Consider the following 13023-nt stretch of genomic DNA (forward strand, 5'->3'; position numbering starts at 1 on the left):
GCGGCCTGAGCGGGCGTTAACCGGCACGGTTAACCTGCGTGAAGTCGTTCCTGATTGATGCGAATGTGAACCTTTACGAAGTAATCGCAAATACCGGCTAAGCTGCGCATCCCAGAACATGCCCATGTAAAGGCCGGCATGACCAAGGACACGACGATCACACGACGTGCGCTGCTGCAATGCGCCGCCTGGAGCGGCATCGCCGCGATACATCCTGCCGCCGCGGGCGAGGCGCCCTATCCGGCGCGGCCCGTCACCTGGGTCATCCCGTTCGCACCGGGCGGCGCCACGGGGCGCCTGTCGCTGCTGATCTGCGACCGGCTGACCCGCAGGCTCGGCCAGTCCTTCGTGCTCGATCACCGGCCGGGCGCCGGCGGCGCCGTCGCGACCCGCAGCGTCGGACATGCTGCGCCGGACGGCTATACGCTCCTGGCGACCTCGACCGCCAACGTCATCAACGCCTCTGCCGGCGCCGCGACCGACGCTGATGGCAGCGATCTCGTTCCGGTTGCCGGCATGGCGCGGACGCCGCTGCTGCTCCTGGTCAACAAGGAGCTGCCCGTCAAGACGCTGACCGAATTCCTGGCCTATGCCAGGGCCAACCCCGGCAAACTCAGCGTCGGCTCGGCCGGCCCCGGCACCGTTCAACAGCTGTCCGCCGAGCTGTTCCGGGTGCTCGGCGGCATCAGCTGGTCCGTGCTCGCCTATCGCGGCTCGGGCCCGGCGCTGACCGATCTCGCCTCCGGGCACATCCACGCGATGTTCGACAACATCGCCTCCGCTGTCGACCTGGTGCGCAGCGGCAAGATCCGGGCGCTGGCGGTGTCGACGCGCGAGCGCGTGGACACCTTTCCACAACTGCCGCCGGTCGCCGAACTGCTGCCGGGCTTCGAGACCTCCGGCTTCTACGGCGTCGCCGCGCCGCGGGGGACGCCGCAGGCCGTTGTCGATCTGCTCAACCGCGAGATCAATGCCGCGCTGGCCGATCCCGCGATCGCCAAGGAATTCGCCGAGGCCGGCGCCACGCCGATCACCGGCGACAGCCAAGTCTATGCCGCGACCTATCGCGCTGAGGTGATGCGCTGGCGCAAGCTGGTCGCAGCGCAAGCAGGCCCCAGCCGATAGGCGTGGCGCCCGCCCTGCTCCATTTCATCAGCCAGCCGCTACGCCCTGCAGCACCAGGCGGTTGAGCCGCGCCGCGAACGCTGCCGGGTCCTCCGGCAATTCGCCGTCGAGGATCTGTGCCTGCTCGAGCAGCAGGAACGACAGGTCGTCGACCTTGGGCTTGTCGGCCGCCGCCTTGGCCACGGCCACCACCAGCGGATGGCGCAGGTTGATCTCCAGGATCGGCTTGGTGCGGGTGCCGCGCGCCTGCTGCGACAGGATCCGCTCCAGCTCGCGGTCAGGCCCATGGCTGCCCGCCACGAGGCACGAGGCGCTGGTGGTCAGCCGCGTCGAGACCTTCACGTCGGTGACGTGGTCGCCGAGGCTCGCCTTGATCAGCGCAATCGTATTGGCCTCGTCGGCCGCCGGCTTGGCCTCGTCCTCGGCCTCTTTCTCAGTCACCGGAATCGGATCGAAATTGATGTCGCCCTGGCTCAGCGACTTCAGCGGCTTGCCATCGAACGAAAGCTGCGCCGAGGTCCAGAACGCATCGACCGCATCGGTCAGCAAGAGCACCTCGACGCCGCGCGCCTTGGCCGCCTCGAGCCGCGGATTGGACTTCAGCCGCTCGATGCTGTCGCCGACCAGGAAGTAGATCTCGGTCTGGTTCTCCTTGAGCCCCTCGACATACTGCTTCAGCGAGCGCTTCTCGCCCGTCGTCGTGGTGAACCGCGCCAGCGCCAGCAGCTTGTCGCGGCGTTCGAAATCCTCATAGAGACCTTCCTTGATGACGGCGCCGAACGAGTCCCAGATCTTCTCGAAGTTCTCGGCGTCTTTCTCCGCCAGTTGCTCCAACTCGCTGATCACCCGCGTCGTCACCGCTTTGCGGATCTGCGCCAGCTGCGGATTGTTCTGCAGCATCTCGCGCGAGAGATTGAGCGGCAGGTCCTCGCTGTCGATCACACCGCGGATGAAACGCAAGTACGCCGGCATCAGGTCGGCATCATCGGTGATGAAGACGCGGCGGACATAGAGCTTGACCTTGCCCTTGCGCGCCGGCTCGAACAGGTCGAACGGCTTGGTCGAGGGCGCGAACAGCAGAACCGCATAGGAATAGCGGCCCTCGGCGCGGTAGTGCAGCGTCATCGCCGGCTCGTCGAAGGCGTTGGCAATCGACTTGTAGGCCTTCGCGTAGTCCTCCGCCGAGAGCTCCGACTTCGAGCGCTGCCACAGCGCACTCGCCGAATTGATCTGACGCGGCTCGCCCTCCGCCTGTACCAGCATGATCGGGAACTGGATGTTGTCGGAATAGGCGGTGACGATGCGCTCGATCTCGAAAGGTTCGAGATATTTCTTGGCGTCGTCCTTGAGGTGCAGCACGATCTCGCTGCCGCGCACCACCCGCTTGGCGTCGTCCTCAGACGCCGGCGCGACCTCGAAGCCGGCGCCGCCCGACGAGGTCCAGGTCCAGACCTCGCTGCCGCCGGCGCGGCGGCTGACCACGGTGATGCGGTCGGCCACCATGAAGGCCGAATAGAATCCGACGCCGAACTGCCCGATCAGGCCGGTGCCGTCCTTGGCCTCGGCGAGCTTCTGCACGAACGCCTTGGTGCCGGAGCGGGCGATGGTGCCGAGATGGTCGATCAGCTCCTGGCGGTCCATGCCGATGCCGCTGTCGGCGATCGTCAAGGTGTTCGCGGTCTTGTCGGGAATGATGCGGATCTGCGGCGGCTCGCCCTCCCCAAGCAGCTCGGGCTTGGCGATGGCCTCATAACGCAGCTTGTCGCAAGCGTCGGAGGCGTTGGAAATCAATTCGCGCAAGAAGATGTCGGTCTCGGAGTAGACCGAGTGCACCATCAGATGCAGCAGCTCGGAGACTTCGGCCTGGAAGGAATGGCTAACGGTCGCGGTGTCGGTCATCGTCGTGCGTTGGCCCATGCTGAAAAATGAAGGGGAGACCGTCGATATAGCGCGGCAACGGCATCGATCAAGCCTCGATCGTGGCTTGCGAACGCCGGTTCGGAGCCGCCGCGCTGCATCATTCCGGCCGCTCCGTGGCGCCCAGAAGCTTGTCGATGACGGCATTGAGGGTTGCGACCTCCTCCCGCGTCAGCACGTCGAGCAGATCGGTCTCCCGCGCCAGCGCATGGGGCACGATCTTGCGATACAGCGCCCGTCCGGCGGCCGTCAAAGTCACGATCCGCTCGCGTCCATCCTCGGGATCACGGCTGCGGCTGACGATGCCGCGCGCTTCCAGGCCCTGCATGGCCCGGCTGACGTTCATCTTGTCGAGCGTCGTCAGCCGACCGATCTGCTTGGTCGGCAGTTGCGGCTGCTCGCCCAGCGCCGCCAGGATCCGCCATTCCTGGCGCGAGAGCGCGAAGCGGTCCGCATAGACCTCCGCCACCGCCAGCGACACCTGCTCGGCAAGCCGCGCCAGCCGATAGGGAAAATAGCGCTGCAGCCGGAGTTCGCGCTCGGCCGTTCCGTCACCGTCCCTCCGGTCCCGCGTCTCGTTGACCGCCTTCGTCATCGCATCCCTGCCCTCGTCCACTCGCCTCTGGCCACCTCAATCCGATCCCGCCCGGGTTGATCTGGATCAAAGCGAGCAGATCGTATCATCCGTTACTATCTTGCCAACAACGATCATGGGAGGACCATCATGCAGATCGAGAAGATCCATCACGTCGCCTATCGCTGCGTCGACGCCAAGGCCACCGTCGAGTTCTACAAGAAGGTCCTCAACATGGACCTGCTCGGCGCCATCGCCGAGGACAAGGTGCCCTCGACCAAGGCGCCCGATCCCTACATGCACATCTTCCTCGATGCCGGGAACGGCAACATCCTCGCCTTCTTCGAGTTGCCGAACTCGCCGCCGATGGGCCGCGATCCCAACACCCCGGAATGGACCCAGCACATCGCCTTCCAGGTCAAGGACATGGAGGAGCTGGAGGAGGCCAAGGCGCGCGCGGAAGCCGCCGGCCTCGACGTCGTCGGGATCACCGACCACACCATCTTCAAGTCGATCTATTTCCATGATCCGAGCGGCCACCGCCTGGAAATCGCGACCTGGACCGCCACGCCCGAGCAGATCACCCGGATGAAATCGGTCGCCCACGCCATGGTCGACGAATGGGCCACCACCAAGAAGCCGCCGCGCCACACCGCCTGGATGCACGAAAAGGAATTCGCCGGCGCCGACTGAGCAAGCGTTCGACAAGGACATCCCGACCGTAACGCGCCAGGCGAGGCAGCCATGAGCAACTATGTCTATCCGCGATTTCCCTATGTCTGCTCGGCGGAGCAGAGGAGCGGCGAGATCCGCCGCCATCCGATCGTCGTGATCGGCGCCGGGCCGATCGGCCTGACGGCGGCGCTCGATCTCGCCGCCCGCGGCCAGCCGGTGGTCGTGCTCGACGACAACGACACCGTCAGCATCGGCTCCCGCGCCGTCTGCTACGCCAAGCGGCCGCTCGAGATCTGGGACCGGCTGGGCTGCGCCACGCCGATGGTCGAGAAAGGCGTGAGCTGGAACATCGGCAAGGTGTTCTTCCGAGAGCAGCTGTCCTATCAGTTCGACCTGCTGCCCGAGCCTGACCATCGCTGGCCGGCAATGATCAACCTGCAGCAGTACTACCTTGAGGAAATCTTGGTCGAGGCCTGCAGCAAGAGCCCGCTGATCGACCTGCGCTGGAAGCACCGGCTCGTCAGCCTCAAGCAGACCGACGATCACGCGCAGCTCGCAGTGGAGACGCCGGACGGCATCTTCACCATGGAGGCGCAATGGGTGATCGCCTGCGACGGCGCCAATTCCGACACCCGCCGCATGGTCGGCGCCGAGTTCAAGGGCCAGTTCTTTCAGGACCGCTTCCTGATCGCCGACGTCAAGATGAAGGCGGAGTTTCCGACCGAGCGCTGGTTCTGGTTCGATCCCCCATTCCATCCCGGGCAGTCGGTGCTGCTGCATCGCCAGTCCGACAACATCTGGCGCATCGACTTCCAGCTCGGCTGGGACGCCAATCCCGACGAGGAGAAGAGACCTGAGCGCGTGATCCCGCGCATCCGGGCGATGCTCGGCGCGAGCGCCGATTTCGAGCTCGAATGGGTGTCGATCTATCAGTTCGCGTGCCGGCGGATCGACAATTTCCGGCATGGACGGGTGCTGTTCGCCGGCGACGCGGCGCATCAGGTGTCGCCGTTCGGGGCCCGCGGCGCCAACACCGGTGTGCAGGACATCGACAACCTCGCCTGGAAGCTGGCGCTGGTGCTGCGCGGCGAGGCACCGGAAAGCCTGATCGACAGCTATCACGAGGAGCGCGCTTACGCGGCCGACGACAACATCCTGAACTCGACCCGCGCCACCGACTTCATCACGCCGAAGACGCAGGTGAGCCGGCATTTCCGCGACGCCGCGCTCGACCTCGCGCAGCATCACGCCTTCGCGCGGCCGCTGGTCAATAGCGGCCGGCTGTCGACGCCGACGCCCTATGTCGCCTCGTCGCTGAACACACCCGATGGCGCGCCTGGTACCGGCGCCATGACGCCGGGCACCAATGCGGCCGATGCACCCGTGACCATCGCGGGGCAGCCAGGATGGCTGCTGAACTGCCTCGGCGACGGCTTCACCGTGCTGACCTTCGACAGCGCCGTCACGGCCAAGGAGCTGAGCATCGACGGCATTCAGGCGCGCGTGCTCGTCGTCGGCAGCGACATCGCCGACGCGAAGGGCCTGCTCGCAGAGCGCTACGGTGCAGCACCAGGCACGACCTATCTGTTCCGCCCCGATCAATATGTCACCGCCCGCTTCCCGCATTTCGACGAGGCCGCGATCACTGCTGCGGTCCAGCGCGCCTGCGGCAAGCCCGGCGCGGTCCAGCAGGAGCTTGCCGCATGAGCCTGACTCTCACGCCGAACATCAGCGATCCCGACGACTTCTATGCCGAGCTGATCGGCAGCCAGCGTGAGCTCAGCGAGGACGAGGCGCTGCGCATGAATGCGAGACTCGTGCTGCTGCTCGCCAACCACATTGGCGACCGCACGATCCTGAGCGCGGCGATCCGGCTGGCGCGATCGCCGGGCGGCTGACGTCATCCGCCCTTGCTCGATTCCCGGCGCGGTTTTGATGCCGATCAAAGCCGCGCATGCGCGTTCTCTGGCAGGAAAAGAGATCCGCAGGCGCCTCGCTCGCCAGCACCGGACCGGCGTGCTCCCAATCACAGCCCCTCCTGATCCGTCAGCGGTCTGTTTCATTGTGACAACATCATCATGTCACGCCACCTTCACTGAAGCGCTCTACGCCTCCGTCTCGTTCCACAACGGCACGGGGATTCGCATGTCGCGCACCTACAAGATCCTGCAGACGCAGCGCTTCGACGACTATCGCTACTATCATCAGAGCCGGATCAATCAGACGCTGCACCTGGTCAGTGCGGTGATCTTCCTCGTCTGCTACGCCCTGCTGTTCAAGGATCCGGCGATGGCCGGCCTGGTCGGCTGGCTGGCGATGCTGACTCGGCAGACCGGGCACTTCTTCTTCGAGCCGAGCGGCTATGACCACGTCAATGACGTGACCAACGACTACAAGGAAGCGGTCAAGGTCGGCTACAATCAGACCCGCAAGATCGTGCTGCTCACGGTGTGGGGACTGGTGCCGGTCATGCTGTACGCCGTCCCGACGCTGTTCGGGCTGTTCGACGCGCCGGCGAGCCGGTTGGACTTCGTCCGTCACGTCGGCGTGCTCTGGCTGGCGGTCGGCATCGGCGGCGGTCTCTTCCGGGTGATCCAGCTGTTTGCGACGCAGGATGCTGCGACCGGCTTGATCTGGGCTTTCAAGGTGCTGACCGACCCGTTCCACAACATCGCGCTGTACTGGACCTCGCCGCTGGCGCTGCTGCGCGGCGAGCTGATCGATCCGACCATCAAGGACGCCGCGAACTGGGGCGCCGCGAACGACGACGACGCCACTGAGGAGGCCGCGCATCTCACCTGATGCGCTTCTCGCGCTGCCGCCGCCCGCCGCGCGGGCGGTGGAACTGCGCTTCGCATTCAGCAACATGGAACGACTTGTCTGCTGCGCCGTTGCGGCCTCAGTGCTGGTGGCCTTCAGGAGCTTTCCATGTGTGACTACAGCCTCCATACTGTCTCTTCCCGCGATGCCAAGGTGGACGACGTGCTGGTCTCCTGTCGCTTTCCCGGCACGGAGACGCGCGGCTTCTCGACCAAGGACGATCCGTTGACGGCGGTGTGCCTGCGTCCGGGCACCGAGCTCGCCTTCGAAGGCGACGTCCGCATCAAGGGCTTGTTCTTCCGCCGCAAGGTCGGCGCCCATCTCGCCCGCTTCCGCCAGGTCGACACCAACAAGCCGACCGAGCACCACGACGCGCTCGAATTCGCCAATGGCCGCATCGTCAAGGTCACAGACCTCGCGACCGGCCAGCGCGCCCGCGTGCTGCAGATGCCGGCGGACCCGGCGACCAGGCGCACCGCGACGCCGGTGACGATCGAGCTGCGCGCGACACAGCTCTGACGGCTTCGAGCAGGATGGCGGCGGCGCAGCGGCGCCGGCGTCGTCTGCTCGTTGCATACGCGCATTGCCGCAAACCTGGCGTCGATTTTACGGGTCGAAGTCGTGCGCATGCGTAATCGCGATCCCGCGGCCGGTCCGGCCCGAGTGATGCGGCAGACATCACCCTCTCGAAACGAGAGGGCGCGGGGAAGGCCGCATGCGAGCCGCGGCCCATGGCCCGCCTGCAACAAGGAAAGCAGGCGGCAGTCACCACAGGTCGGGCCTCACAGCGGCCTCCCCCGCGCAATGGTGTTACGGTGTCCTTCGTGCTCTCCCTGGGGATCGGCGTTCTTGCCCCCATCGTTCGCGCGTGCCCATAAGCAACGACCGCGAACTTGACCTCAGCGTCGAGAGGCCAGGACCACACGACTTCGCCGTCCGCGCCGGCCAAAGCGCTCGTCCAGCGCCGCCAACACGTCCATCGCAGCCCACCTCACGTTTCGTGACGACGCGTACGTCCCTCTGCTCGAGGCGGGATGGAGGCGAGATATACACGGCTTCGGAATAATAGCAAGGACATTTTTCGGATTTTCAGTCAATTCCGATGGGATGTTGCCCAGCTGCGGGGCCGTCTATGATGCGGCCATGGCCATTTCATCCGACTCGATACCAACCGGCGGCTTCGCAGCGCTGGTCCCCGAACTCGATGTCAGCGACATCGACGCAAGCCGCAGCTTCTGGTGCGATATCCTTGGCTTCCGGATCGCCTACCAGCGGCCGGAGGATCGCTTCCTTTACCTTGAATTACAGGGCGCACAGGTCATGCTCATGCAGCACAACGGCAATTGGCAGACCGGCCTGCTCGCGCGCCCGTTCGGCCGCGGCATGAATTTCCAGATCATCGTGGAGGACCTCGGTCCCATGTTGGACAGGCTTGCGCGAGCAAGTTGGCCACTGTTCGCGCCGTGCCGGGAGGCTTGGTATCGGGTGGGAGAGCAATCAAAAGGACAGCGCCAGTTTCTGGTGCAGGATCCCGACGGTTACCTGCTGCGCTTTGCGCAAGACCTGGGTGTGCGGTAGGCAGCGCAACCGGGTCCTAGACCGGAATAGAGATCGGGCGCCGTTTCCCAACTGAGGTTCTCGCGTGCAGCTCATCATCTTCGATTTCGACGGCACGCTGGTCGACAGCCGTGCGCTGATCCTGGAATGCCATCGCAGAGTGTTCACCGAGTTCGGCCTGCCGGTACCGCCGCAGCAGGACAGCCTCGCGCTGATCGGCCGCTCGCTCGAGCTCGTGCTGGCGGAGCTTGCCGGTGCCGACGCGCCGGTGTGGGACATGCTGAGTGCCTATGGCCGCGTGCTGCCGCAGCTGCGCGCCGATCCGCATTTCGCGGAAGCGCCGTTCGCCGGCATCGCGGAGCTGCTGCACGACCTCAGTCGCCGATCCGACACATGGCTTGGCATTGCCACGGGCCACGTGTCGAACGCCGTGCTCCCGGCGCTAGAGGCGCTCGGCTGGCACGACTGGTTCAGCACCATTCAGGCCGCCGACATGGCGCCGTCGAAACCGCATCCCGCTATGCTGCTGCAGGCGCTGGCGGCGAGCGAGGCCGCTGCCGATGAGGCCGTCTTCATCGGCGATACCAGCTTCGACATGCAGATGGCCAGGGCTGCCGGTGTCAGGAGCATCGGGGTGAGCTGGGGTTATCACACGGCGGAGCAGTTGACGGCGGCGGGCGCGAGCCGCGTGGTGAGTACGGTGGACGAGCTGCGGGGATGTCTTGCAGGAGATCCGTAGCAGCGGTCCCGTTTCTTCCGTTGCCACATCCTATCCGGTCATTCCGGGGCGCGCGGAGCCCGAGGCCGACGCATGTCGGTCTCGGGTCGGAGCGCGAGCCCGGAATCCATAGCCACAGGATGCGATGTGAGGCACGCGCGCAGTTCGGCACCTCGCTTAGGCAACGCCGGCCTGTGGTTATGGATTCCGGGCTCATTCGCGCTGCTCCAAAAGGCTGCGCCTTTTGCGCGCGAATGCCCCGGAATGACTCGTGGAGAGATCCGGTCCCCGATCGCGCCGCCTCAGTCCGGCAGATTCGTAAACCGTGGCCGCCAGACGCCCAGGATCACGTTGACCGTGGCGACGCCGAGCATGACCCAGATGGCGCCCTGCTCGGTGCCGAAATTCGGCGCGAGCGTTGCCGGATCGATCTGGCCGGCGACGGCGCGCGCGGCTTCTTCTGCGGCTTCCTGCATCGGGCCCTGCACCGCGGCGAAGCCCCATTCGAACACCAGGATGCCGGAGGCGAGCTTGGCCAGCGCCCAGCCGGCGCTGTGCAGCGCGCGGTTGACGGCGATGGCGAGCAGCCCTGCGACCAGCGTCAGGCCGAGCGAGGGAAAGAACACGTAGCGCACGATGGCGCCCATCGCCGCGCGCATCTCGGCGTAGTGCGACAGCGACACCGACGGCTGCGGGATCAGGCCGAGCAGCACGACCAGGCAGGCCATCGCGCCCATCATGCCGATCGCGCCCATCGTGTGCAGGAACTTCATCAACCGTCGCATGGCATTCCCCGGACGTCGTGAAGATGAGATCTGGCGTTGGCGGCCATCGTGTTCTGACGGTGGCCGGCCACGCAGGCGGCCGCCGATCCAGCCTATACGATCAGCGGCCACGATCGGATCACGGACGCGAGCGTCCGTCTACCAGTGCCGGGTGCCCGGCGCGCCCTTGAATGGGCCGACCACGGCCGAGGTGATCCAGCCGCCGTAGAAGTCGCCCTGCTGCGCTGCGACGCGCTCGTCGCCGACGAAGCAGGCGTCGACCCGCGAGGCGTAGAAGGCGAGACATCCCGCGATCGGCGCGAACGCCGCCGTTGGCTGCGGATAGCTCCAGGCAGCCTGCTCCGAGATCCGGCCGGCGGCCTCGATCGTCCAGTAGCTGGCGAGGCCCTTGAACTCGCAGAACGAGCGGCCGGGCGCCGGCCGCAGCAACTGCATCGCAACATGCTGCGGCGGGATGTAGTAGACCGGCGGATGGCTGGTTTCGAGCACGCGGTAGCCGTCTCGCGTCTCGGCGATCGTCCCCCCGGCAAACACCACACGCAGCCGGGCTGCGCATCGCTCCAGCCGCGGCGGCCGCGGATAGTCCCACACGGATTCCTGCCCCGGTCCCGGCGCGATGCGTTGCATGGCGATGCTCCCTGGACGCAGCACCCAATCTGTCGCCCCGGCAACACAACGATCGGGCCGCCGATGGAGATCAGTCGGGCCCAGCGGCGCGCGAGGCGCCGCCGGCGGTCAGGCGATCGCCTGGAGATAGCGGGCCACCGAACGGTCGAACGCGGCCTTGGCGCCGGTGGCGATGTTCTTCTGCCACCAGGCGCCGTAGATGCGATCGAAGGCGAGCGGGGCCACGGCGTCGGCGATCCGGCGCACCGCGGCGGAACCGAGCGGGATGTAGTTCGGATAGGAGTACATGAAGCTGACATGACGGCGGTCCATCGCCACCATTGCGATGTCACCGGTCAGCAGCGCGCCCTTGCCGTCGGCGCCGTTGCGCCAATGCAGGATGGTGGCGCCGGCGAAATGGCCGCCGGTTCGCAGCAGCACGACATCGTCCGAGATGGCAAGGCGGTCGCCGGTCCACGGCACGATGGACGGATGCGGCCGGGTGACGAACGCCGCGTCGTCGCCATGCAGATAGACCGGAGCGTTGCCGAACGCCGCGCTCCAGTCGGCGACGGCGCCATAATAATGCGGATGCGACACCGAGATCGCCTTGAGACCGCCGAGCGCGCGCACGTGGGCGATCGAAGCCTCCGTCGCTTGGGGAATGCAGTCCCACATCACGCAGCCGTCCGGCCCGGGAACGAGCAGCGCGCGCTGCCCGATCGCAAATGACGGCTCCAGCGCCAGACCGGTCAACCCGTCATCCTCGCGCCAGACGACCTGGTGGCGCGCGGCGAGCTCGTCGCGGCTGAGGAAGGCCTGGCCGTTCCAGTTCACGTATTGCCGCTCGTCCTCGCAGACGACGCAATGCGCAGGTGGCGCGGGCGTATCGGGGAACTGCGCGCCGCATTGAAAGCAGGTCCAGAGAGGCATGGATCACCGTCGGTCCGGAATGGTGGAGAATGAAGATTAGCATGGCGCTGATCGCGCAACAGCGTCGCGCGCGGCTTCGTGATTGCCTAGTGTTCCCCGGGACACCACCACAGGAGCTCCGGGACATGCCGACCGCCTTGCGCCGCGCCACCGTTCACCGCCTGCCGATGCGCAGCCCCGATGACATCGGCGCGCTCGAGACCGCCATCGCCGAAGGCGCGATCGATCCGGCCGGCATCGTCGCCATCCTCGGCAAGACCGAGGGCAATGGCTGCGTCAACGACTTCACCCGCGCCTTTGCCGTGCGCACGCTGGAGGCGCTGCTGCGCAGGCATCTGCCCGACGCTGCGGTGACGCAGATCGCCATGGTGATGTCGGGCGGCACCGAGGGCGCGCTGTCGCCGCACATGATCGTGTTCGAAGCGCGCGCAGCCGTTGACGATACGCCGCGCGCTCATGCCAAGTCGCTGGCGCTGGGACGGGCGCGGACGCCGGTGCTGGCGAGCGAGCATCTCGGCCGGATGCAGCAGGTCGAACAGGTCGCCGCGGGCGTGCGGGCCGCGATGACCGATGCCGGCATCTCCGATGCCGCCGACGTGCACTACGTCCAGGTGAAGTGCCCGCTGCTGACGATGGAGCGGATCGAGGCGGCGGAGGCCCGCGGAGCGCGCACCGCCGTGCGCGACACGCTGAAGTCGATGGGGTTTTCGCGCGGCGCCTCGGCGCTCGGCGTGGCCGTGGCGCTCGGTGAGTTGCAGCTCTCGGACCTGTCGGATGCAATGATCTGCTCGGACTACGCGCGCTACAGCGAGCGCGCGGCGACCTCGGGCGGCGTCGAGCTGCTCGATCACGAGATCATGGTGGCAGGCATGTCCGCCGATTGGACCGGTCCGCTCGCGATTGCGCACGGCGTGATGCGTGACGCCATCGACATCGAGCCGGCACGCGCAGCCTTGGCCCGGCTCGGCCTCGAGGTGACGGGCCAGGTGCCGACGGCGGAGCGCGGCCGGATCGCCGCGGTGCTTGCCAAGGCGGAGGCGGCGCAGAGCGGCAAGGTCCGCGGGCAGCGGCACACGATGCTCGACGACAGCGACATCTCCTCGACCCGTCATGCCCGGGCGTTCGTCGCCGGCGCGCTCGCCGGGCTGTTCGGTTTCACCGACCTGTTCGTCTCCGGCGGCGCCGAGCACCAGGGTCCGGATGGCGGCGGCCCGATCGCGATCGTCGCCGAGCGGCGCTGAGCGGTAATCAGGAACCAGTAATGAATGAATCCTCTAAGGCTGCTCGGCGGGCCGCTTGTGCCCGCCCGCGTT

The 13023-nt window shown here is 66.6% G+C and carries 14 protein-coding genes; 9 read left to right on the forward strand and 5 right to left on the reverse strand.

Annotated elements, in window-relative coordinates; all coding sequences use genetic code 11:
- The first annotated feature begins 138 nt into the window (after nt 1–138).
- Nucleotides 139–1125, forward strand: a complete 987-nt coding sequence (locus tag ACQR1I_RS27110) for a Bug family tripartite tricarboxylate transporter substrate binding protein (RefSeq protein ID WP_434869210.1) — start codon at nt 139–141, stop codon at nt 1123–1125.
- 27 nt (nt 1126–1152) lie between these two features.
- On the opposite strand, the gene htpG is transcribed toward ACQR1I_RS27110, so the two are convergent.
- The gene (htpG, locus tag ACQR1I_RS27115; protein WP_434869209.1) at nt 1153–3024 is read right to left on the reverse strand and encodes a molecular chaperone HtpG; all 1872 of its coding nucleotides are present in this window, start codon (nt 3022–3024) and stop codon (nt 1153–1155) included.
- A gap of 118 nt (nt 3025–3142) precedes the next feature.
- On the reverse strand, nt 3143–3637 hold the full coding sequence (locus ACQR1I_RS27120) for a MarR family winged helix-turn-helix transcriptional regulator (protein WP_434869208.1): 495 nt from the start codon (nt 3635–3637) through the stop codon (nt 3143–3145).
- Nucleotides 3638–3766: 129 nt separating this feature from the next.
- Between ACQR1I_RS27120 and ACQR1I_RS27125 the strand changes: the two genes are divergently transcribed.
- The 7 genes from ACQR1I_RS27125 to ACQR1I_RS27155 all read left to right on the forward strand — a co-directional run bounded on the left by ACQR1I_RS27125 (nt 3767) and on the right by ACQR1I_RS27155 (nt 9407).
- A complete protein-coding gene (locus ACQR1I_RS27125) occupies nt 3767–4309 on the forward strand; it encodes a VOC family protein (protein ID WP_434869207.1) in 543 nt (180 codons plus the stop codon).
- A gap of 51 nt (nt 4310–4360) precedes the next feature.
- On the forward strand, nt 4361–5998 hold the full coding sequence (locus ACQR1I_RS27130; RefSeq protein WP_434869206.1) for an FAD-dependent oxidoreductase: 1638 nt from the start codon (nt 4361–4363) through the stop codon (nt 5996–5998).
- Nucleotides 5995–6189: a DUF2783 domain-containing protein gene (locus ACQR1I_RS27135; protein ID WP_434869205.1), complete on the forward strand. Its 195-nt coding sequence runs from the start codon at nt 5995–5997 to the stop codon at nt 6187–6189. Before ACQR1I_RS27130 ends, ACQR1I_RS27135 begins: the two co-directional genes overlap by 4 nt.
- 247 nt (nt 6190–6436) lie before the next feature.
- Nucleotides 6437–7093, forward strand: a complete 657-nt coding sequence (locus ACQR1I_RS27140; RefSeq protein WP_434869204.1) for a hypothetical protein — start codon at nt 6437–6439, stop codon at nt 7091–7093.
- Between the two features lie 126 nt (nt 7094–7219).
- Nucleotides 7220–7630 carry a hypothetical protein gene (locus tag ACQR1I_RS27145; RefSeq protein ID WP_434869203.1) on the forward strand — a complete coding sequence of 137 codons (411 nt, stop codon included), beginning with the start codon at nt 7220–7222 and terminating at the stop codon, nt 7628–7630.
- A gap of 624 nt (nt 7631–8254) precedes the next feature.
- Nucleotides 8255–8689: a bleomycin resistance protein gene (locus tag ACQR1I_RS27150; RefSeq protein ID WP_434869202.1), complete on the forward strand. Its 435-nt coding sequence runs from the start codon at nt 8255–8257 to the stop codon at nt 8687–8689.
- A gap of 64 nt (nt 8690–8753) precedes the next feature.
- On the forward strand, nt 8754–9407 hold the full coding sequence (locus ACQR1I_RS27155) for an HAD family hydrolase (RefSeq protein WP_434869201.1): 654 nt from the start codon (nt 8754–8756) through the stop codon (nt 9405–9407).
- 281 nt (nt 9408–9688) lie between these two features.
- Here the strand turns inward: ACQR1I_RS27155 and ACQR1I_RS27160 are convergent, their stop codons facing one another.
- The 3 genes from ACQR1I_RS27160 to ACQR1I_RS27170 form a co-directional block, all read right to left on the reverse strand.
- Nucleotides 9689–10171: a hypothetical protein gene (locus ACQR1I_RS27160; RefSeq protein ID WP_434869200.1), complete on the reverse strand. Its 483-nt coding sequence runs from the start codon at nt 10169–10171 to the stop codon at nt 9689–9691.
- Between the two features lie 138 nt (nt 10172–10309).
- Nucleotides 10310–10798: a DUF427 domain-containing protein gene (locus ACQR1I_RS27165; RefSeq protein ID WP_434869199.1), complete on the reverse strand. Its 489-nt coding sequence runs from the start codon at nt 10796–10798 to the stop codon at nt 10310–10312.
- A gap of 108 nt (nt 10799–10906) precedes the next feature.
- Nucleotides 10907–11710: an MBL fold metallo-hydrolase gene (locus tag ACQR1I_RS27170; RefSeq protein WP_434869198.1), complete on the reverse strand. Its 804-nt coding sequence runs from the start codon at nt 11708–11710 to the stop codon at nt 10907–10909.
- Between the two features lie 125 nt (nt 11711–11835).
- Between ACQR1I_RS27170 and ACQR1I_RS27175 the strand changes: the two genes are divergently transcribed.
- The gene (locus ACQR1I_RS27175; RefSeq protein ID WP_434869197.1) at nt 11836–12951 is read left to right on the forward strand and encodes a ring-opening amidohydrolase; all 1116 of its coding nucleotides are present in this window, start codon (nt 11836–11838) and stop codon (nt 12949–12951) included.
- Nucleotides 12952–13023: the final 72 nt, after the last annotated feature.

Origin of the sequence: Bradyrhizobium sp. HKCCYLS2038 (assembly GCF_051167655.1) — a bacterium.
Classification (GTDB): Bacteria; Pseudomonadota; Alphaproteobacteria; order Rhizobiales; family Xanthobacteraceae; genus Bradyrhizobium.